Origin of the sequence: Phaeospirillum tilakii (genome assembly GCF_042683125.1) — a bacterium.
GTDB classification, from domain to species: Bacteria; Pseudomonadota; Alphaproteobacteria; order Rhodospirillales; family Magnetospirillaceae; genus Phaeospirillum; species Phaeospirillum tilakii.
In genome coordinates, this window is record NZ_JBHUIY010000001.1 from 1 (window position 1) to 18801 (window position 18801).

The window sequence follows — 18801 nt, forward strand, 5'->3', positions numbered from 1 at the left end:
GCTGGCCCTGGCCGCCGCCGGCGCGGGCGCCGGGGTCTGCTGCCGGGCGGGGGCGTCCTCGCTGCGGGCCGGCTTGGCGCGTTCGGCGCGTTCCGGGCGTTCGGCGCGTTCCGGGCGGGCGGGGGTCTTGCCGCGTCCGCCCCGGCCCTTGCGGGCGGTCATGTCGAGATCCAGCGCCGGCACTCCGTCGATGGTGATGCGGGGGATGTCCTTGCCGATCAGCTTTTCGATCGCCACCACCGCCTTGCCGTCCTCGGGCACCGCGATGGTGAAGGCGCGGCCTTCCATCCCGGCGCGGCCGGTGCGGCCGATGCGGTGGACATAATCCTCGGCGTGGATCGGCACGTCGAAATTGAACACGTGGCTGACCGCCGAGACGTCGATGCCGCGCGCCGCGACGTCGGAGCAGACCATCAGCTTGACGTCGCCGCGCTTGAAGCTGTCGAGGGTCTCGCCGCGCGCCGACTGGGCCATGTCGCCATGGAGCTGGCAGACGTCGAAGCCGTGCTTCTTGAGCGAGCGGTAGAGAATGTCGACGTCGCGCTTGCGGTTGCAGAAGATGAAGGCGTTCTTGACGTTCTCGAGCCGGATCAGCCGGCGCAGGGTCTCGCGCTTGTCGATCTCCTCGACCACCGCGAGCTGCTGGGTCACCGTGGTCGCGGTCGAATTGCCGGGCGAGACGGTGATTTCCTTCGGATTGATCAGGAACGCGTCGGCGAGGCGGCGGATTTCCGGCCCCAGCGTCGCCGAGAAGAACAGGGTCTGGCGGATCTTGGGCAGCAGGCTGACGATGCGTTCGACATCGGGGATGAAGCCCATGTCGAGCATCCGGTCGGCTTCGTCGATCACCAGGATCTTGACGTCGTTGAGCAGGATGCGGCCGCGCTCGAACATGTCGAGCAGGCGGCCGGGGGTGGCGATCAGCACATCGACGCCGCGATCGAGCAGGGCGGTCTGATCGGCCATCGACTCGCCGCCGATGATCAGGGCCTTGGTCAGGCGGTGATACTTGCCGTAATTGTCGAAATTCTCGGCGGCCTGGGCGGCCAGCTCGCGGGTCGGCGCCAGGATCAGCGAGCGCGGCATGCGCGCCTTGGCCCGGCCGGCGGCGAGGATCTCGATCATCGGCAGGGTGAAGGACGCGGTCTTGCCGGTGCCGGTCTGGGCGCAGCCGAGCACGTCGCGCCCCATCAGCACCACCGGGATGGCCTGAGCCTGAATCGGGGTGGGGGTCGCGTATCCGACCTCGGCCAGCGCTTTGAGAAGTTCGGGGCCAAGACCCAGAGTCTCAAACGTCATCGAGGCACTTTCCGGGCCGTCCGAGCGGCCATGTTGTTCGGGGGATGTCATGTGCGGTCGCTATATAGGCAAACACGCGGTCAAGTCAATGAAAATGCCGTGAAACGGAAGGATTGCACCCTTCCGGTCGGGCCGATACCCTGACCTCGCCCGTCATTTGCCCCGTCGCCCCGCCCGAGGAAAGGACCCGCCGCCGATGCCGACCGCCGCTGCCCCGGCCGAAACGCCGCTGCTGATCGATGCCGACCGCTCCTGCCTGCTGATCGTCGATGTCCAGGAGGCGCTGGCGCCGACGATGTTCGATCCGCGCCGGGTCTATCGCGGCGGCGCGATCCTGTTGCGGGCGGCGACCCGGCTCGGCCTGCCGCTGCTGGTGACCGAACAATATCCCAAGGGCCTCGGCCGCACCGTCGGCGAGCTGCGCGAGCTGGTGCCCGACGACGCGGTGATGGAAAAGCTGCATTTCTCCTGCGCCGCCGATCCGGCGATCCGCGCCCGGGTCGAGGGCTTCGGCCGGCCCCGGGTGGTGCTGGCCGGGATCGAATCCCACATCTGCGTGCTCCAGACCGCGCTCGGCTTCAAACAGCTCGGCTATCAGCCGGTGGTGGTGGCCGACGCCTGCGCCTCGCGCGCCGAAGGCAATTACCACGCCGCGCTCGACCGCCTCGCCGCCGCCGGGGTGACCGTCGCCACGGTCGAGATGGTGCTGTTCGAATGGCTGCACCGCGCCGGCACCCCCGAATTCAAGGAATTGTCGCCGCTGATCCGCTGATCCTGGATCGCGCCGCCCGGAAAGGCTCCCGCCGATGACCGATGCCCGCCCCACCCTGATCCTGCTGTCCGGCCTGCTGTGCGACCATCGTCTGTGGCGGGGGCAGGCCCTGGCCCTGGCCGAGCGGGTCCGGGTGGTCTGTCCCGACCTTGCCCGCGACGACAGCCTGGGGGCGATGGCCGAGCGGGTGCTGGCGGCGGCGCCGCCGCGCTTCTCGCTCGGCGGCCAGTCGATGGGCGGCTATCTCGCGCTGGAGATCTATCGCCGTGCGCCCCAGCGGGTCGAGCGGCTGGCGCTGGTGTGCAGCAACGCCCATGCCGATGCCGAGGCCCAGCGCCAGCGCCGGCTCGACGCGATCGCGCTGGCCCGCGCCGGGCGGTTCGGGCAGGTGGTCGCCGCCCAGGCGGCGGTGCTGTTCTCGCCGGCGGCGCAGGAGGATTCCGCCCTGGCCGCCCTGTTCCGGGCGATGGCCGACACGATCGGGCCGGAGGGCTTCGCCCACCAGCAGCAGGCGATCATGGGGCGGATCGATTCGACCCCGACCCTGCCCACCATCGCCTGCCCGACCCTGGTGCTGGGCGGCGGGCTCGACCGGCTGACTCCGCCCGAGCTGCAACAGGCGATCGCGGCGGCGATCCCCGGCGCGGTGCTGGAGATCGTCGCCGATGCCGGCCATCTCGCCCCGATCGAGCGGCCCGAGGCGGTCGCCGCCGCCCTCGCGCGCTGGCTTGACCGGCCGGCCGCCTGACCCGGGCTCATTCCACCATCAGCAGGATGGTCTGGCGCCGCCCGCCGCTTTCGTAGGTCAGCGGGTAGCGGCCGGGGCTGAGCGGCCCCAGTTCGGCCCGGTTGCGGGTGAGGCTGCCAGGCGACAGCGCGCCCTTGGGCGGGATCGGGTTGATCCAGTTGGCCGGCGCCTCCAGCCCGGCGAGGCCGATCTCCGGCGCCGTCACCAGTCCGGCGCGCGGGCCGATCGCGGCGGCGGTCAGGTCGAACGGGGTGTGGGCCGGGACGGTGATCGTCTGCGGATGGACCTGACCGGACTGGATCACCAGCGAGCGGACCGGACGGTCGGTGCAGCCGGCGGCGGCGAGGGCCAGCAGCGGCAGCAGCAGCAGGGAACGGAGTTGGTTGGTCATCGGATGGGTTCCTTAGGTTGAAATTGGATCAGGACGCGGCCGGGGCCTGATGGGTGGTGCGCCAGTGCCACAGCAGGGCGCGGGAGAACGGCCGGTACAGCACCGGCAGCACCACCAGGGTCAGCAGGGTCGAGGTCACCAGCCCGCCGACCACCACGGTGGCGAGCGGGCGCTGCACCTCGGAGCCGACCCCGTGCGACAGCAGCATCGGGATCAGGCCGAGGGCGGCGATGAAGGCGGTCATCAGCACCGGGCGCAGGCGGGACTGGGCGCCGGCGGCGACGGCGCGGGGGACGGTCATCCCCCCCAGCACGTTCTGGTTGATGGCATTGACCATCACCACGCCGTTGAGCACCGCGACGCCGAACAGGGCGATGAAGCCGATCGAGCCCGGCACCGACAAATACTGGCCGCTGGCGAACAGGGCGAACAGGCCGCCGATCAGGGCCAGGGGCACGTTCAGCATGATCAGCGCCGCCTGCCCGAGCGAGCCGAAGGCGAAGTAAAGCAGCAGGAAGATCAGCGCCAGCGAGGCCGGCACCACCACCATCAGCCGGGCCTGGGCCCGCTGCTGGTTTTCGAACTGGCCGCCGAATTCGAGGCTGTAGCCGGTGGGCAGGGCGATCTCGCGGGCGATCGAGTCGCGCAGTTCGGCCACCAGCCCGCCCATGTCGCGGCCCTCGACATTGGCCTCGATCACCACCCGGCGGCGCACGTCGTCGCGGCGGATCTGCGGCGGGCCGTTGCCGATCGTGACGCTGGCGACTTCGCCCAGCCGGACCCAGGCGCCGTCGGGGGCCTGGAGCATCAAAGCGCGGATCGCCTCGGGGCTGGCGCGGAAGCGCGGGGCCAGCCGCACCACGATGTCGTAGCGTTCGTTGCCCTGGATGATCTGGCCGGCGGAGCTGCCGCCGATCGCGTCGGACACCAGCTCCATCACCGCGCCGACCGGGATGCCGGCGCGGGCGAGACGGTCGCGGTCGGGGGTGACGGTCAGCAGCGCCTCGCCGCTCATCGCCTCCATCGCCACGTCGCTTGTGCCGGCGGTGCGGCGCACCAGTGCCTCGATCGCCTTGCCCTTGGCCGCCAGCACGGCGAGGTCCGGTCCGAACAGCTTGATCGCCAGCTCGGCCTTGACCCCCGACAGCAATTCATCGACCCGCGAGGCGATCGGCTGCGAGAACGACACCTGGATCCCCGGCAGCTCGGCCAGCGCCTGCTGCATCCGCGCCTGGAGCGCGGGACGGGTGGTGGCGGTCCGCCATTCGGCCAGCGGGCGCAGCCCGACCAGGATCTCGATGTTGCTGACCGGCTCGGGGTCGCCGCCCAGTTCGGCCCGGCCGATCCGGCTGGAGGCCAGGGTTACCTCGGGGAAGGCGGCGAGGCGCTGTTCCAGGGTGTTGGCCACCGCCAGCGCGGTGTCGAGGCTCGACGCCGCCGGCAGGGTGACGCGGATGTTGAGCGAGCCTTCCTCCAGCTCGGGCATGAACTCGCTGCCGATCAGCGGCAGGGTGGCCAGCGCGGCGATGAACAGCGCCAGCGCCGCCGCCACCACCTGGCGCGGCCGCCGCAGCGCCGCCGGCAGCGCCCGGGCATAGAGCCGCTCGAACGGTGGGAACACCCAGCTGTCGCGGTGACGGATCCCGCCGGCCAGCAGGGTGGTCGCCAGCGCCGGCAGCACCACCAGCGCCACCAGCAGCGAGGCGGCCATCGCCAGCACGATGCTGACCGCCATCGGCTGGAACAGCTTGCCCTCGACCCCTTCCAGGCTGAACAGCGGGGCGAACACCACGATGATGATCACCACCGCGAAGAACACCGGCCGGCTGACCTCGCGCGCCGCCTGCTGGATCCGGAGCGCCAGCCCGCCACCGCCCTCGGTCGCGCCGGGGCGGGCGAGATGGACGAAGATGTTCTCCATCATCACCACCGAGCCATCGACCATCATGCCGATGGCGATGGTCAGCCCGCCGAGCGACATCAGGTTGGCCGACATCCCGAGCCAGGCCATCGCCATCAGCGCCAGCCCGGCCGACACCGGCACGCTCAGCATCACCAGCAGCGCCGCGCGCAGGTTCATCAGGAACAGGATCAGCACCACCACGATCAGGACGAAGGTTTCCAGCATCGCCCGGGTCACCGTCGCCACTGCCTTGGCGACCAGATCGGCCTGGTCGTAGACCGGCTCCAGCGTGACGCCGGCCGGCAGCGCCTGCCGGATCAGCGGCAGCCGCGCCTCGATCCCGTCGATGGTCGCCTTGGTGTTGGCGCCGACCCGCTTCAGCACGATCCCGGTCACCACTTCGCCGCGCGCGGTGACGGTGCCGTCATCGGCGCGGGTGGTCATCGTCACCGCGCCCTGGCGCACCTCGCCGCCGAAGCCGATCTCGGCGACGTCGCGCACCCGCACCACCACGCCGCGCTCCTGCTTGACCGGCACCGCGCCGAGATCGGCGAGGCCCTGGGCGCCGCCGCGCATCATGCCGATGCCGCGGATCACCAATTGCTCGGCGCCCTGGTCGAGGAACAGGCCGCCGACATTGTGGTTGCTGGCGGCGATCGCGGCGCGCACGTCGTCGATGCGCAGGCGGTAGGCCAGCAGCCGGTCGGGATCGACCCGCACTTGGTACTGGCGCACCTCGCCGCCGAACGACAGCACCTGGGTCACCCCCTCGACCGGCATCAGCAGCAGCTTGACCACCCAGTCGTTGAGGCCGCGCAGGGCGATCAGGTCGTGCCGGGCCGGATCGTCGGCGCGCAGCACGTACTGGAACACCTGACCGATCCCCGAGGTGTCGGGACCGATCTGCGGCTGGCCGGCGGCGGCAGGGATCTGGGCGCGGGCGGTCTGCAACCGCTCGAACACCATCTGTCGGGCGAAATAGAGGTCGGTGCCCTCCTTGAACACCACCGTCACCACCGACAGGCCGGTGCGCGACACCGAGCGGACCTCGGCCACCGCAGGGGCGGAATGCATCACCGCCTCGACTGGATAGGTGATCAACTGCTCGACCTCCTCGGCGGCGAGGCCGGGGGCCTCGGTGTTGACCACCACCTGGACGTTGGTGACGTCGGGGAAGGCGTCGAGATTGAGCCGGGGCAGCACCAGCGCGGCGGCGGCGACCAGCGCCAGCAGGGCGAGGACGACGATCTGGCGGTGGTCGATGCCGAGGTCGATCAGGCGGTTGAGCATGGCGGCGGGTCGCTTTGCGGGCAAAAGGGGGGCGTCCGGCGCCGGCGGGGCCGGCGGCGGGGAGACGGCGGGGCGGAGGATCGGGTCAGGGACGGTCGGGGGCGGCGCCCTTGGCCAGTTCCGACTGGAGCAGGAACACCCCGGCGGTGGCGATCCGGGTGCCGGGGGCCAATCCCTCGACCGCCGCCAGCCCGTCGACGGCGGCACTCACCGTCACCGCGCGGGGGATGAAGCGTCCATCGGTCTCGACCACGAACACGGTGTCGTGGCCGTCGCCGTCGCGCCCGACCGCCCCGGCCGGCACCACCACCGCCTCGCGCGGCGGCGCGGCGATCTCGGCCTGGACGAACTGGCCGGGGGTCAGCCTGCGGCCGGGATTGGCCACCTCCAGCCGCAGGCCGAGGGTGCGGGTCTGCTCGTCGAGCGCCGGCAGGATCTGGCGGATCTCGGCCGGCAGGCGTTCGCCGCCGGCCAGCACCCACGCTTGCGCGCCCGGGGCGGCGCTGGCGGCCAGGGCCGGGGGCAGCCGCGCCTCGACCCACATCGTCGCCGGATCGGAGACCTCGAACAGCGGGTGACCGGCCTCCACCCGCTCGCCGACCCGGAACGCATCGGCGGTGACGATCCCGGCCTGGGGGGCGGCCAGGGTCAGCAGCCCGGGGCTGGCCAGCCGGCCCGCGCGGGCCAGCGCCTCGACCTGACCGGCGGGCAGGCCGAGGGTGGTCAGCCGGGCGCGGGCGGCCTCGCGGCCGATCTCGGCCTCGGCCCAGCGCCGGCCGGCGACGATGTCGCGGCCGATCTCGCGCACCCGGCGCCATTCCTGCTCGGCCAGCAGGAACGCGGCCTGGGCCTCGGCGATCTCGGGGCTGAACAGGGTGGCGAGCGGCTGGCCGGCCCGCACCGTCTGGCCCAGGGTGGCGTGGCGCTGCTGCACCACCCCGGCGATCCGGCTCGACACCAAAGCGGAGCGGTAGGCGTTGGCCTGGACCAGCCCGGGCACCGTCTCGCGGCCGGCCAGGGCGCGCCGCTCGGCGGTGCCGATCGTCACCCCGGCGGCGGCGCGCTGCGCGTCGGAGAGGGTCTGCCCGGCGGCGGGCTGGAGCGCGGCGGGTGGCGCGGCGGGGGCGGGCGGGGCGGCCGGTTCCCCGGACGGGGCGACGGCGAAGGCCAGCCCGCCGGCGACGGCGGCACCGGCCAGGGCGGCGAGCGAAAGCGGCAGCAGGCGGCGGATCATCTTCATCACAGCCCCACGACATTATCGATGCGGTTGGCGGCGCGCAGGCCGTCGGCCAGGGTGGTCCAGGCCCGGGTCCACAGCTCGGCCCCCTGCTGGGCGGCGCGCACGGTCTCGCGCAACTGGACGAAATAGTCGGTGGCGGAAATCTCGCGCCCGACCCACAGCCGGTCGAGCAGGGCGATCTGCTGGTCGAGCGGCGCGCCGGCCTGGGCCCGCCACGCCTGCCAGCCCTGCCATGCCTCGGTGGCGGCGGCGCGGGTGGCGGCGATCTCGGTGCGGGCGGCGCGGCGGGCGGTCATCTCCGCCGCCTCGGCGCTGGCGAGGCCGCGCCCGGCGCTGACCACCCGGGCCGAGCCGGAATTCAGCACCGGGATCGGCAGCGACACCCCGAAGGTCACCAGCGTCGCCGAACCGTCCCGCCCGCCGCCGAGGCGGAAGGTCGGGTCGGGCACCCGCTCGTCGCGGGCCAGCCGCAGGTCGGCCCGCGCCGTCTCGATCCGGGCCCGGCCGGCCTGCACCGCCGGCAGATCGTCGAGCCGGGCCTCGTCGCCCCCCGGGCCGCCCAGCAGCTCGGGCGACAGCGGGTCGGGCAGGGCGGCGATCCCGGCCGGATCGCAATCGCACAGGCCCCGCAGCGCCTCGCGCGCCTGGGCCAGTTCGATCCGGGCGTCGGCAGCAACCCGCGCCGTCTCGGCCAGGGCAAGGCGGGCGAGGGCGAGGTCGGCGGCGGAACTGTCGCCGGCCTGGCGCAGCCGCTCGGCCAGCCGCAGGAACGAGTCCATCGCCGCCTGCTGGCGGGCGGCCAGCGCCTCCTGGCGGCGGGCGCCCTGGAACCGCGCCAGCCCGGCCAGCGCCTCGCCGGCCAGGGCCAGCCGCGCCTCGGCCGAATCCGCCCGGGCCACCGCGATGCCGCGCTGGCCGATCAGGCGGCGGCTTTCCTGCTTGACCCCGAAATCGGTGGTCAGCGCCACCTCGACCACCGATTTCAGGCTGGTGTCGCCGACGCTGTCGCTGCCGCTGCCGGCCGGGCTGCGTTTGTATTCGCCGGCATAGCCGATCTCGGGATTGTAGAGCGGCTGGGCCAGCACCTCGGCCTCGGCCTCGGCCTGGGCGACGCCGCTTTCGGCCTGGGCGGCGCGGGGGTGGTCGGACAGCACCCGGTCGAGGAACGGCCGCCACGGCGCCAGCGGCGCCTCGGCGGCGACGACGGGGCAGGACAGCAGCAGGGCGGACAGCAGCAGCGGGGCGGAGGAGACGGTACGGAACACGGGCGGGGCGTCCTGTGCGGGGGAGGAAAAGCACAAGACGACCCTAGCGCCGGGGCGATGACCCTGCCGTGAATGGCGGGTTCATCAAGCGTTCATGGAAGGGGAGGGGATATGGCAAAAGTCATTGTAAGTAAAAGCCGCAGGCAAGCGGGGCTGCCGCCCCGCGCCCCGCTTGGAGGCGCCGCCTCCAAGCCTCCGGTTTTTTCAGTTCATTTCACTATGGAGCAACAGGAGACAGCCGAAGACGATCAGCAGGATGCCGAGGCTGTCGCGGCGGCTGGGGCGCTGGCGGAAGGCGCGCAGGGCGACGAACTGGGCGAACGGCACCTCGATCAGGGCCAGGGTGCGGACATTGGCGGCGCTGGTCTGGGCAAAGGCCAGGAACCAGAATTGCGAGGCCAGCGCCCCCATCAGCCCGGCCAGCAGCGACGGGCGCCACAGGCGCAGCAGCGCGACCAGGGTCGCCCGTTGCCGCCACAGCAGATACAGCGACAGCGCGGCGGCCTGGAGGGTCAGCGCCGCCGCCAGGGTGACGGCGGCGGCCGTCAGCAGGTCGGCATGCGGCAGGCTGGTCACCGCGCCGCGAAATCCCACCGCCGACAGCGCGAACAGCGCCGCCGCCCCCAGGCCCAGCCCGGCGGCGGTCAGGCCGTCGCGGCGGTCGGCGGCGGCGCCGTCGCCCCGTCGCGCCAGCAGGATCACCCCCAGGGTCGCCAGCCCGATCGCCAGCGCGGTGGACAGGCGCAGCGGATCACCCAGCAGCACCAGCCCGAACAGCGCCACCTGGACCGGCTCGGTCTTGATGTAGGCGGTCGAGACCACGAACGAACGCCGGCTCATCGTCGCCAGCATCAGCGCGGTCGCCAGCACCTGGGTCAGCGCCCCCGCCACCACCCAGCCCCAGAACGAGGCCGGCGGCAGCGGCGGCGCCTCGCCCGAGGCCAGCACCAGCCCGCCCAGGAACAGCAGCGCGAACGGCGCCCCGAACAGGAAGCGGACATGGGTCGCGCCGACCGTGCCCAGCCGCCCGGTCAGATCCCGCTGCATCGCGTTGCGCGCGGTCTGCGCCGCCGCCGCCGCCACCGTCAGCAGCGGCCAGCCCAACAGCCATCCCATCCTGTTCCTCCTTCCCCTCGCGGGCTCCGCCCACACCCGCCAAGGGCCGAAGGCCCTTGGATCCCTTTCCCTGCCCTTCGCGCGGCAAACGCCCGCGCCCAAGCTGAAAGGCCGGTCCATGCCCGACCCCCAATGGGTTCCAAGGGCCTTGCGGCCCTTGGCGGGTGTGGGCGGAGCCCGCATAACTTCATGGTATGCGCGTTACTCCGCCGGCGGCGCCAGGGTCAGCAGCCAGGTCCCGCCACCGTCGAGCCGGACCGGCCGATTGTCGCGCCACGCCCGCAGCAGGTCGGCGTAATGGGGCGACTGGGGGTGGGCCGACTGGCCGGGGACGATGACGAAGCGGCTGGCGGCGGGATCGGCGAGGTCGAACACCGCGCGCAGCCCGGGGCCGTGGACATGGGGGAAGCGCGGCCCGTCGAGGCGGTAGCCGCCCTGGTTGACGGTGGCGTTGTCGCCGTCGGTCGGCACGGTGCGGGCGGCCCAGTCGCGCAGCAGCGGCACCCGGGCCAGCACCGGCGGGACGAAGCGGGCGGCGTGGGCCTCGCCCCAGCGCAGCGCCGCCGGCTCGCGGTGCCAGTCGGCGCGCAGGTCGGTCAGGGTCTGTTCCAGGCTGCGTTCGATCATCTCGTCGCAGCCTTCCACCGCCGGGGTCGAGACGTCGTCGCACCAGCCGCGATGGTGGGTCAGCACCTCGATCAGCAGGGCGATGCGGGCGGGGGCGTCCGGCTCGGCCAGTTCGGGCGCCTCGTCGGCGAAGATCGCCTGGGCCAGATGCTGGGCCCAGCTCGCCAGCAGCAGCGGTTCGGGGCGGTCGCGGCTGGCCTCGCCGGTCCAGTCGGCCAGCAGCCGCACCGCGGCGCGGCCGCGTTCCGAGGCCGGCTCGACCGCCGCCAGCAGGTCCTTCAGCTCGACCGCCTGCAACGAGACGATGTCGCCCTGGATCGCGTTCATCGCCTCGGCGGTCAGGTCGCGGCGCTGGTCGAGCAGTTCGTGCAGCCGGCGGCTGCGGTAGGGCGGCGGCCACGCCCCGGCGATCTGCGCCGCCAGCTTGGAATCGGTGGTGGGGCGGTCGTTGGCGTTGATCAGCACCCCGCCGCGCGGATTGACCGTCTGCGGCAGCCGGCCGGGCGGCAGCCAGCCGATCCAGTCGCCATTGCCGGTCCAGCCCTTGGCCGGCAGCAGCCCGCTGGCGTTGCGCCGCAACGGAATCCGGCCGATGGTGGCCAGGGCGATGGTGCCGTCGCGGTCGGCATAGCCGATGTTGAGCGCCGGGGCCTGCACCTCGCGCAGCGCGGCCGACACCCCCGCCCAGTCCTGGGCCAGCCCGATCCGCATCAGCGCCTGCGCCGCCGGATCGTCGTTCGACAGCAGGGTGGCGGCCAGCGCCACCACCTCGCCCGGCCCGGCCAGATCGGGGGCGATCAGGTCGGAGATCACCGGGCCGTGCCGGGTCTCGCGCACGGTCATGGCCACGTCGGCGCCGCCCTTGACCCGGATCGTCTCGTCGCGGGTGGTGAACGGGCGGATCCCCTCCGGGGTGCGGTAGCCCCGCTCGCCCTCCAGCTTCTCGACGAACAGATCGACGGTGTCGGCCTCGGCCGAGGTGATCCCCCAGGCGAAGCGGTCGGTGCGGCCGATCACCGGAAAGGGCAGGCCGGGGGCGGTGGCCCCGACCACATGCAGCCCCGGCGCCTCCAGTTCGGCGAGATACCAGGGCGAGGGGGTGGCGAGGCCGAGATGGGGGTCGTTGGCCAGCAGCGGCTTGCCGCTGGCGCTGCGGCCGCCCGCCACCACCCAGATGTTCGAGGCCGGCTCGGCCCGCGCCGCCGCCGGCAGCGCGGCGAGCAGGGCGCGGGCGCCCGCGTCCGACAAGGCGGCGCCGTCGCCCAGGCCGGGGAACAGTTCGCGCAGCCGCTGCGGCGGCAGATGGCGCAGCAGGCGGGCGCGCAGGATGTCGTCGCGCCACGCCCCGGACAGGTTGAGCGCCATCAGCTTGTGCCACAGCAGCGAATCCGCCGCCTGCCACGGCTCGGGGCTGTCGCCCAGCAGGGTCAGCTCAAGCGGCAGCGAGCGGCCGGGCTGGGCCAGCCAGGCATTGACCCCGGCGGCATAGGCGCCCAGCGCCGCGCGGGTGGCGGGGTCGAGCCGGGGCAGGGTGGCCTCGGCGAGGCGGCGCAGGCCGAGGGTGCGCATGAAGCGGTCATTGTCGAGCCCGGCCGGCCCGACCAGTTCGGCCAGCCGGCCCGACCCGGCCCGGCGCATCAGCTCCATCTGGGCGAAGCGGTCCTGGGCGTGGACGAAGCCGAGCGCGAACCACAGATCGTCGCGGCTGGCGGCGCGCAGATGGGGCACGCCATATTCGTCACGGGCGATGGTGACCGGCTGGGACAGCCCGGCCAGTTCGATCCGCCCCGACAGGCGGGGCAGCGGGCTCATCAGCCACAGCCAGCCCGCCGCGACCGCCAGCAGCAGGCCGAGCAGGGCGAAGCCGGCGGCGGTCCGCAGCCGGCGACGGCGGAGCGGACGGCCGGCGGCCGCGGCGAGTTCCGTGACCATGCGTGTCCCCACCCTGGTTGAAGCCGGATGTCGCTGCCGACATATCCACAGGTACCGCCATCCCCCCGAAGCTGTAAAGCGAAAGCGGCCTCGGCGGGACTGGGCGCGGGCCGGCCGGCGTGCTATAGGGGCAGGCTGCTGTGCTCTCACCGCAATGGATATCGAGTTCGCAAGATGATCGGAAAGTTGAACCACGTCGCCCTGGCGGTGCCGGATCTGGCCGCCGCCGCCGCGCTGTATCGCGACACCCTCGGCGCCTCGGTGTCCGAGCCGCTCGACCAGCCGGCCCATGGCGTCACCGTGGTGTTCGTCACCCTGCCCAACACCAAGATCGAGCTGGTCCATCCGCTCGGCGACAGCTCGCCGCTGGCCGGCTTCCTCGCCAAGAACCCGGCCGGGGGCATCCATCACATCTGCTACGAGGTCGAGGACATCCTCGCCGCCCGCGACCGGCTCAAGGCCAGCGGCGCCCGGGTGCTGGGCGACGGCGAGCCGAAGATCGGCGCCCACGGCAAGCCGGTGCTGTTCCTCCATCCCAAGGACTTCCTCGGCACCCTGGTCGAGCTGGAACAGGCCTGACGGCGGAGGGGGCGATGAGCGGATATTGCGACGTCGCCCCCGGCCATCCCTTCCATGGCCCCTATCACGAGCAGGAATACGGCTTCCCGCTCGACGACGACCGGGCGCTGTTCGAGCGGCTCTGTCTCGAAATCTTCCAGGCCGGGCTGTCCTGGCTGATCGTGCTGAAGAAGCGGCCGGCGCTGGTCGCCGCCTTCGACGGGTTCGAGCCGGCCCGGGTCGCCGCCTATGGCGAGGCCGAGCGCGCCCGCCTGCTGGCCGATGCCGGCATCATCCGCAACCGCCGCAAGATCGACGCGGTGATCGCCAACGCCGCGACCGTCGAACGGCTGCGGGCCGAACATGGCTCGTTCGCCGCCTGGATCGCCGCCCACCATCCCCGTGACAAGGCTTCCTGGGTGCGGCTGTTCGGCCAGACCTTCCGCTTCACCGGCGGCGAGGTGGTCGGCGAGTTCCTGATGAGCATCGCCATCCTGCCCGGCGCCCACCGCGAGGATTGCCCGGTCCAGGCCCGCATCCGCGCCCTCGATCCGCCCTGGGCGCGCGGCGGCTGATCCCTTGTCCTCGCCGCGCCCGACAATTGACGGGTTCCAAGGGCCTTGCGGCCCTTGGCGGGTATGGGCGGAGCCCATAAAAACGACCGATTCTTGTCGGCGCGGCAAGGATCGGCCACCATCACTCCGGTTCCGACAAGAAAAGGAGTGTGGAACGTGCAAGTGATCATCTGGGATGGCGAGACCCTTCATCTCGCCGAAGCGGGCATCGACGGCGACAGCCCGACGCTCGCGGCCGCCGGGGACCGTCCCCTGATCCAGGCCCGGCGCGACGAATCCTTCCTCGAAGACCGGTTCGCCCTGTTCTACGAGGATGTGCGCGACCTGGACGCCATCAACGCGATGGTGGTGGTACCGACCCGTGACGAGGGGTTCGGTTTCCTTGCCGGGATCACCGCCTTCGTCGTCCGTGACGGCGCCGACGCGTTTCGCGACGCGACCGGGGCCGATCTCGCCTGGCTCGACGCCCATCCGTGGTGGCTGCGCCGGGGCCCCGGGGTGCGGGCGCAGTTGCAGGGCGAGGTTCGCCACGCCCGCGATCTGGCCGAGGGTGAATGGAAGCCGCAGATGGAGCTGATCCTGCCCGACGGGCCGCAGATCCGGCACCAGACCTTCCTCAGCGCGATGCTGGGCAAGCATCTGGAGCATGTGGTGGCGGTCGAGGCCGAGCCGGTCGGCGAGCGGCTGATCCTCAAGGCGATGTTCGCCGACGCGGCGGCCGAGGCGGTCCAGGCCGATTTCGCCGCCCAGTTCGACAGCGGTGCCGACGGGGCGTTCGAATACAAGGCGCCCTGGCTGACGATCCATTAGGACCGTCCGCCCCGCTCTCCGGAGGAGAGGGCTCCGGAGGGGGGCGGATGGCGCGGAGGCTCAGGCCTCCTTCTTGGCGGTCTTGGGCAGGTCGAGCTTGATGTGCAGTTCGCGCAGCCGTTCCGGCAGGACGGCGGCGGGCGCCTGCATCAGCAGATCCTGGGCCTGCTGGTTCATCGGGAACAGGATCACCTCGCGGATGTTGGGCTCGTCGGCCAGCAGCATCACGATGCGATCGACCCCCGGCGCCGCGCCGCCATGCGGGGGCGCGCCGTACTTGAAGGCGTTGAGCATGCCGCCGAAATGCTCCTCGACATGGGCGGCGCTGTAGCCGGCGATCTCGAACGCCTTGTACATGATGTCGGGGCGATGGTTGCGGATCGCGCCCGACGACAGTTCGACGCCGTTACAGATGATGTCGTACTGATAGGCGTTGATGGTCAGCGGGTCCTGGGTCAGCAGCGCTTCCATGCCGCCCTGCGGCATCGAGAACGGGTTGTGCGAGAACTCGACCAACCCGGTGTCCTCGTTCAGCTCGTACATCGGGAAATCGACGGTCCAGCAGAACTTGAACACGTCCTTTTCGAGCAGATCCAGCTCGTTGCCCAGCTTGATGCGGACCTGACCGGCGAACTTGGCCGCCGGGAGCGCCTTGTCGCAGGCGAAGAACACCGCGTCGCCGTCCTGGAGGTTGGCGGCGGCCCGGATCTGCGCGACCCGCTCGGGGTCGAGATTCTTGGCGATCGGACCCTTGGGGCCGTCGGCGGCGAACTGGATGTAGCCGAGCCCGCCGGCGCCGTTCTCGCGCGCCCATTCATTGAGCTTGTCGAACCACGAGCGCGGCTGGGTGGCGGCGCCGGGGGCCGGGATGGCGCGCACCACCGCGCCCTGGGCCACCAGCTTGGCGAACAGGCCGAAGCCCGAATCGCGGAACGCCTCGGTGACGTCGGCGATGACGATCGGGTTGCGCAAATCGGGCTTGTCCGAGCCGTATTTCAGCATCGCCTCGGCATAGGGGATGCGGGGGAACGGCGCCGGCGTGACGGCGCGGCCGCCGCCGAATTCGCGGAACACCCCTTCCAGCACCGGCTCGATCGCGGCGAACACGTCGTCCTGGGTGACGTAGCTCATCTCGAAATCGAGCTGGTAGAACTCGCCCGGGCTGCGGTCGGCGCGCCCGGCCTCGTCACGGAAACAGGGGGCGATCTGGAAATAGCGGTCGAAGCCGGCGACCATCAGCAGCTGCTTGAACTGCTGCGGCGCCTGGGGCAGGGCGTAGAACTTGCCGGGATGCAGGCGCGACGGCACCAGATAGTCGCGCGCCCCTTCCGGGCTGCTGGCGGTCAGGATCGGAGTCTGGAACTCGGTGAAGCCCTGGGCCTGCATCGCGTTGCGCAGATAGGCGATCACCTTGGCGCGCAGGATCATGTTGGCGTGGACGTCCTCGCGCCGCAGGTCGAGGAAGCGGTATTTCAGCCGCATGTCCTCGGGGTATTCCTGCTCGCCGGCCACCTGCATCGGCAGCACCTCGGCCATCGCCTGGATCTCGACCGCCGCCACCTTCAGCTCGATCTCGCCGCTGGGCAGGCGGGGATTGACCGTCTCGGCCGAGCGCAGCACCACCTCGCCGGTGACGGTGACCACGCTTTCCGGCCGGGCGCCTTCGAGGATCGAGAACACCGGGCTCGAAATGTCGGCGACGCACTGGGTCACGCCATAATGGTCGCGCAGATCGACGAACAGCAGGTTGCCGTGGTCGCGCTTGCGGTGGACCCAGCCCGACAGCCGAACCTGGCTGCCGGCATCGCTGGCCCGCAACTGGCCGCAGGTGTGGGTGCGGTAGACGTGCATGGTGGGGGTGACTCCGTGCTTCTTCGGACGGCCTCGCGGCCCGGAACCGCGAAGAAACGCACCGGCCGCCCCGGTTTGTCAAGGCGGGAATCGCGTGGTTCCGAGGGAAGGAAAGCAGCGGGCGCCGCCCGCACCCGCCGAGGGCCACAAGGCCCTTGGACCCCAGGCCTTGTCCTGCGGACTCCCGACCCTCGACGGGATCCAAAGGGCCCTCGGCCCGGGGCCGGGTGTGGGCGGCGCCCACATCCTGCCTGGGGCGATCTTTCGATGTCCGGCCTTACCATAAATTGTCCGGACCTTGCCTCGCCGGGGGAAACCCGCTAACGTGCCGACCTCGGTATAAGCGCTTGATTGCACGACGGGTTCGGGGATGGCCGGGGGTATCGCGTTCAATGACCTGTCCCGGCGGAGCGCGGCGATGGCGGAAGTGCTCGACGCCACCGCCCGGCGGGTGATCGCTGGCGGCTGGTATGTTCTCGGCCCGGAACTGGACGGATTCGAGCGCGAATTCGCCGCCTATTGCGGCCTCGCCCACGCCGTCGGCGTCGCCAGCGGCAGCGACGCGCTGGAACTGGCGTTGCGCGCCCTCGGGCTGGGGCCGGGGGCGGTGGTCGTCACCGTCGCCAATGCCGGCTTCTATGCCACCGCCGCGATCCTGGCGGTCGGCGCCACCCCCCGTTATGTCGATGTCGCGGCCGAGACCGGTCTGCTCGATCCCGCCGCCCTGGGGCCGCTGCTGGCGGCGGGGCCGGTGGCGGCGCTGATCGTGCCCCATCTCTACGGCCGGCTGGCGCCGATGGCGGAGATCCTGGCGCTGTGCCGGCCGCGCCGGGTGGCGGTGATCGAGGATTGCGCCCAGGCCCACGGGGCGCAACGCGACGGAAGGCGGGCCGGGGCCTTCGGCGCGGTCGGCTGCTTCAGCTTCTACCCGACCAAGAATCTCGGCGCGCTCGGCGACGGCGGCGCCCTGGTCACCGACGATCCGGCCCTGGCCGGGCGGCTCCGCGCCCTGCGCCAATATGGCTGGGGCGACAAATACCATGTCGAGCTGCCGGGCGGGCGCAACAGCCGGCTCGACGAGATGCAGGCGGCGTTCCTGCGGGTCGGGCTGCCGGCGCTCGACGGCTGGAACCGCCGCCGCCGCGCCATCGCCGACCGCTACCGCGCCGGGCTGCGCCATCCCCGGGTGGTCTGCCCGCCGCCCGGCGGCGCCGACGACGTCGCCCATCTGTTCGTGCTGCGCTGCGCCGGGCGTGACGCGCTGGCCGCCCATCTCGCCGCGCGGGGGATCGGCTGCGCGGTGCATTACCCGGTGCCCGACCATCGCCAGCCCGGCTGGCGCGACGCCGACGCCGGGGCCGGGACGCTGCCGGTGACCGAGCGGCGGGCGGCCGAGATCCTGTCGCTGCCCTGCTATCCCGAGCTGGAGGATGACGAGGTCGCGGCCGTCATCGATGCCGTCAATGCGTGGTGAGCCGGTGTATTCGATCGTCATTCCCGTCTACAACAACGCCGCCTCGTTGCCCGAGCTGGTGGCGGTGCTCGATCAGGTGGCGGCGACGGTGCGCGACCGTTTCGCCCTGGTCACCGAGGCGGTGTTCGTGATCGACGGCAGCCCCGACGACAGCGCGTCGGTGCTGGAACGGCTGCTGCCGACGGTGTCGTTTCCGGCCCAGTTGATCCGCCACAGCCGCAATTTCGGCTCGTTCGCGGCGATCCGCACCGGGCTGGCCGCCGCGCGCGGGCGCCATGTCGGGATGATCGCCGCCGATCTCCAGGAACCGCCCGAGCTGCTGGTTTCCTTCCTTGAACCGCTGGTCGGCGGATCGGCCGACATCGTCGTCGGCGTGCGCGAGGGGCGCGAGGATCCGGCCGGCACCCGGCTCGGCTCGGCGCTGTTCTGGCGGCTCTACCGCCGGCTGGTCAATCACGAGATGCCGGCGGGCGGGGTCGATCTGTTCGCCTGCACCGAAACCGTGCGCGACCAGCTGGTGCGGCTGGGCGAGGCGCACAGCTCGCTGGTCGGGCTGGTCTACTGGGTCGGCTTCCGCCGGGTCGAGGTCGGCTATCGCCGCCGCGCCCGCCGCCATGGCCGCAGCGGCTGGAGCCTGCGCAAGCGGTTCGATTATCTGCTCGACAATCTGTTCGCCTTCACCGACCTGCCGATCCGGCTGCTGTCGCTGTTCGGGCTGGTCGGCACCCTGGTGATGTCGGTGATCGGGCTGGTCACCGTGGTCGCCCGCCTGCTCGGGGTGATCACCGTGCCGGGCTATGCCCAGACCCTGCTGATGGTGATGTTCTTCGGCGCCCTCAACACCCTGGGGATCGGACTGGTCGGGCATTACGCCTGGCGCACCTATGAAAACACCAAGCGGCGGCCGCTGGCGATCGTCAGCGAGACGCGGCGGTTCGGACGGGACTAGG

The 18801-nt window shown here is 72.0% G+C and carries 15 protein-coding genes; 7 read left to right on the top strand and 8 right to left on the bottom strand.

Annotation, left to right across the window (positions count from 1 at the left end):
• Window positions 1-1299, bottom strand: a 1299-nt coding sequence (locus ACFSNB_RS00005; protein WP_377313282.1) for a DEAD/DEAH box helicase, incomplete at its 3' end; no start/stop codon positions are given.
• Window positions 1300-1495: 196 nt separating this feature from the next.
• Between ACFSNB_RS00005 and ACFSNB_RS00010 the strand changes: the two genes are divergently transcribed.
• The gene (locus ACFSNB_RS00010; RefSeq protein ID WP_377313284.1) at window positions 1496-2071 is read left to right on the top strand and encodes a hydrolase; all 576 of its coding nucleotides are present in this window, start codon (window positions 1496-1498) and stop codon (window positions 2069-2071) included.
• Window positions 2072-2105: 34 nt separating this feature from the next.
• Window positions 2106-2819 (top strand): alpha/beta fold hydrolase, encoded by a 714-nt coding sequence (locus tag ACFSNB_RS00015; RefSeq protein WP_377313286.1) that lies wholly within the window; start codon window positions 2106-2108, stop codon window positions 2817-2819.
• A gap of 7 nt (window positions 2820-2826) precedes the next feature.
• Here the strand turns inward: ACFSNB_RS00015 and ACFSNB_RS00020 are convergent, their stop codons facing one another.
• The 6 genes from ACFSNB_RS00020 to ACFSNB_RS00045 all read right to left on the bottom strand — a co-directional run bounded on the left by ACFSNB_RS00020 (window position 2827) and on the right by ACFSNB_RS00045 (window position 12583).
• Entirely contained in the window at window positions 2827-3210 is a 384-nt protein-coding gene (locus ACFSNB_RS00020; RefSeq protein ID WP_377313288.1) for a cupredoxin domain-containing protein, read from the bottom strand.
• 28 nt (window positions 3211-3238) lie between these two features.
• Complete coding sequence (locus ACFSNB_RS00025) at window positions 3239-6403, bottom strand: efflux RND transporter permease subunit (RefSeq protein ID WP_377313290.1); 3165 nt, start codon at window positions 6401-6403, stop codon at window positions 3239-3241.
• Between the two features lie 85 nt (window positions 6404-6488).
• A complete protein-coding gene (locus ACFSNB_RS00030; RefSeq protein WP_377313291.1) occupies window positions 6489-7643 on the bottom strand; it encodes an efflux RND transporter periplasmic adaptor subunit in 1155 nt (384 codons plus the stop codon).
• Entirely contained in the window at window positions 7643-8908 is a 1266-nt protein-coding gene (locus tag ACFSNB_RS00035) for a TolC family protein (protein WP_377313293.1), read from the bottom strand. Before ACFSNB_RS00035 ends, ACFSNB_RS00030 begins: the two co-directional genes overlap by 1 nt.
• Before the next feature lie 204 nt (window positions 8909-9112).
• Window positions 9113-10024 (bottom strand): EamA family transporter, encoded by a 912-nt coding sequence (locus ACFSNB_RS00040; RefSeq protein WP_377313294.1) that lies wholly within the window; start codon window positions 10022-10024, stop codon window positions 9113-9115.
• Between the two features lie 201 nt (window positions 10025-10225).
• Entirely contained in the window at window positions 10226-12583 is a 2358-nt protein-coding gene (locus ACFSNB_RS00045) for a penicillin acylase family protein (protein WP_377313296.1), read from the bottom strand.
• 174 nt (window positions 12584-12757) lie between these two features.
• Between ACFSNB_RS00045 and mce the strand changes: the two genes are divergently transcribed.
• From mce to ACFSNB_RS00060, 3 genes are all read left to right on the top strand, one after another.
• The gene (mce, locus tag ACFSNB_RS00050; RefSeq protein ID WP_377313298.1) at window positions 12758-13162 is read left to right on the top strand and encodes a methylmalonyl-CoA epimerase; all 405 of its coding nucleotides are present in this window, start codon (window positions 12758-12760) and stop codon (window positions 13160-13162) included.
• Window positions 13163-13176: 14 nt separating this feature from the next.
• Complete coding sequence (locus ACFSNB_RS00055; RefSeq protein WP_377313300.1) at window positions 13177-13716, top strand: DNA-3-methyladenine glycosylase I; 540 nt, start codon at window positions 13177-13179, stop codon at window positions 13714-13716.
• Between the two features lie 156 nt (window positions 13717-13872).
• A complete protein-coding gene (locus ACFSNB_RS00060) occupies window positions 13873-14526 on the top strand; it encodes a hypothetical protein (protein WP_377313302.1) in 654 nt (217 codons plus the stop codon).
• Between the two features lie 60 nt (window positions 14527-14586).
• Here the strand turns inward: ACFSNB_RS00060 and aspS are convergent, their stop codons facing one another.
• Window positions 14587-16377, bottom strand: coding sequence for an aspartate--tRNA ligase (gene aspS / locus ACFSNB_RS00065; RefSeq protein ID WP_377313304.1), 1791 nt, complete (start codon window positions 16375-16377; stop codon window positions 14587-14589).
• A gap of 418 nt (window positions 16378-16795) precedes the next feature.
• Here aspS and ACFSNB_RS00070 point away from each other — a divergent pair, with 418 nt between their 5' ends.
• Both ACFSNB_RS00070 and ACFSNB_RS00075 read left to right on the top strand, forming a co-directional pair.
• Window positions 16796-17851: a DegT/DnrJ/EryC1/StrS family aminotransferase gene (locus ACFSNB_RS00070; RefSeq protein ID WP_377313306.1), complete on the top strand. Its 1056-nt coding sequence runs from the start codon at window positions 16796-16798 to the stop codon at window positions 17849-17851.
• The gene (locus tag ACFSNB_RS00075) at window positions 17841-18800 is read left to right on the top strand and encodes a glycosyltransferase family 2 protein (RefSeq protein ID WP_377313308.1); all 960 of its coding nucleotides are present in this window, start codon (window positions 17841-17843) and stop codon (window positions 18798-18800) included. The genes ACFSNB_RS00070 and ACFSNB_RS00075 overlap by 11 nt, the downstream gene beginning before the upstream one ends.
• The last annotated feature ends 1 nt before the right edge of the window (window position 18801 follow it).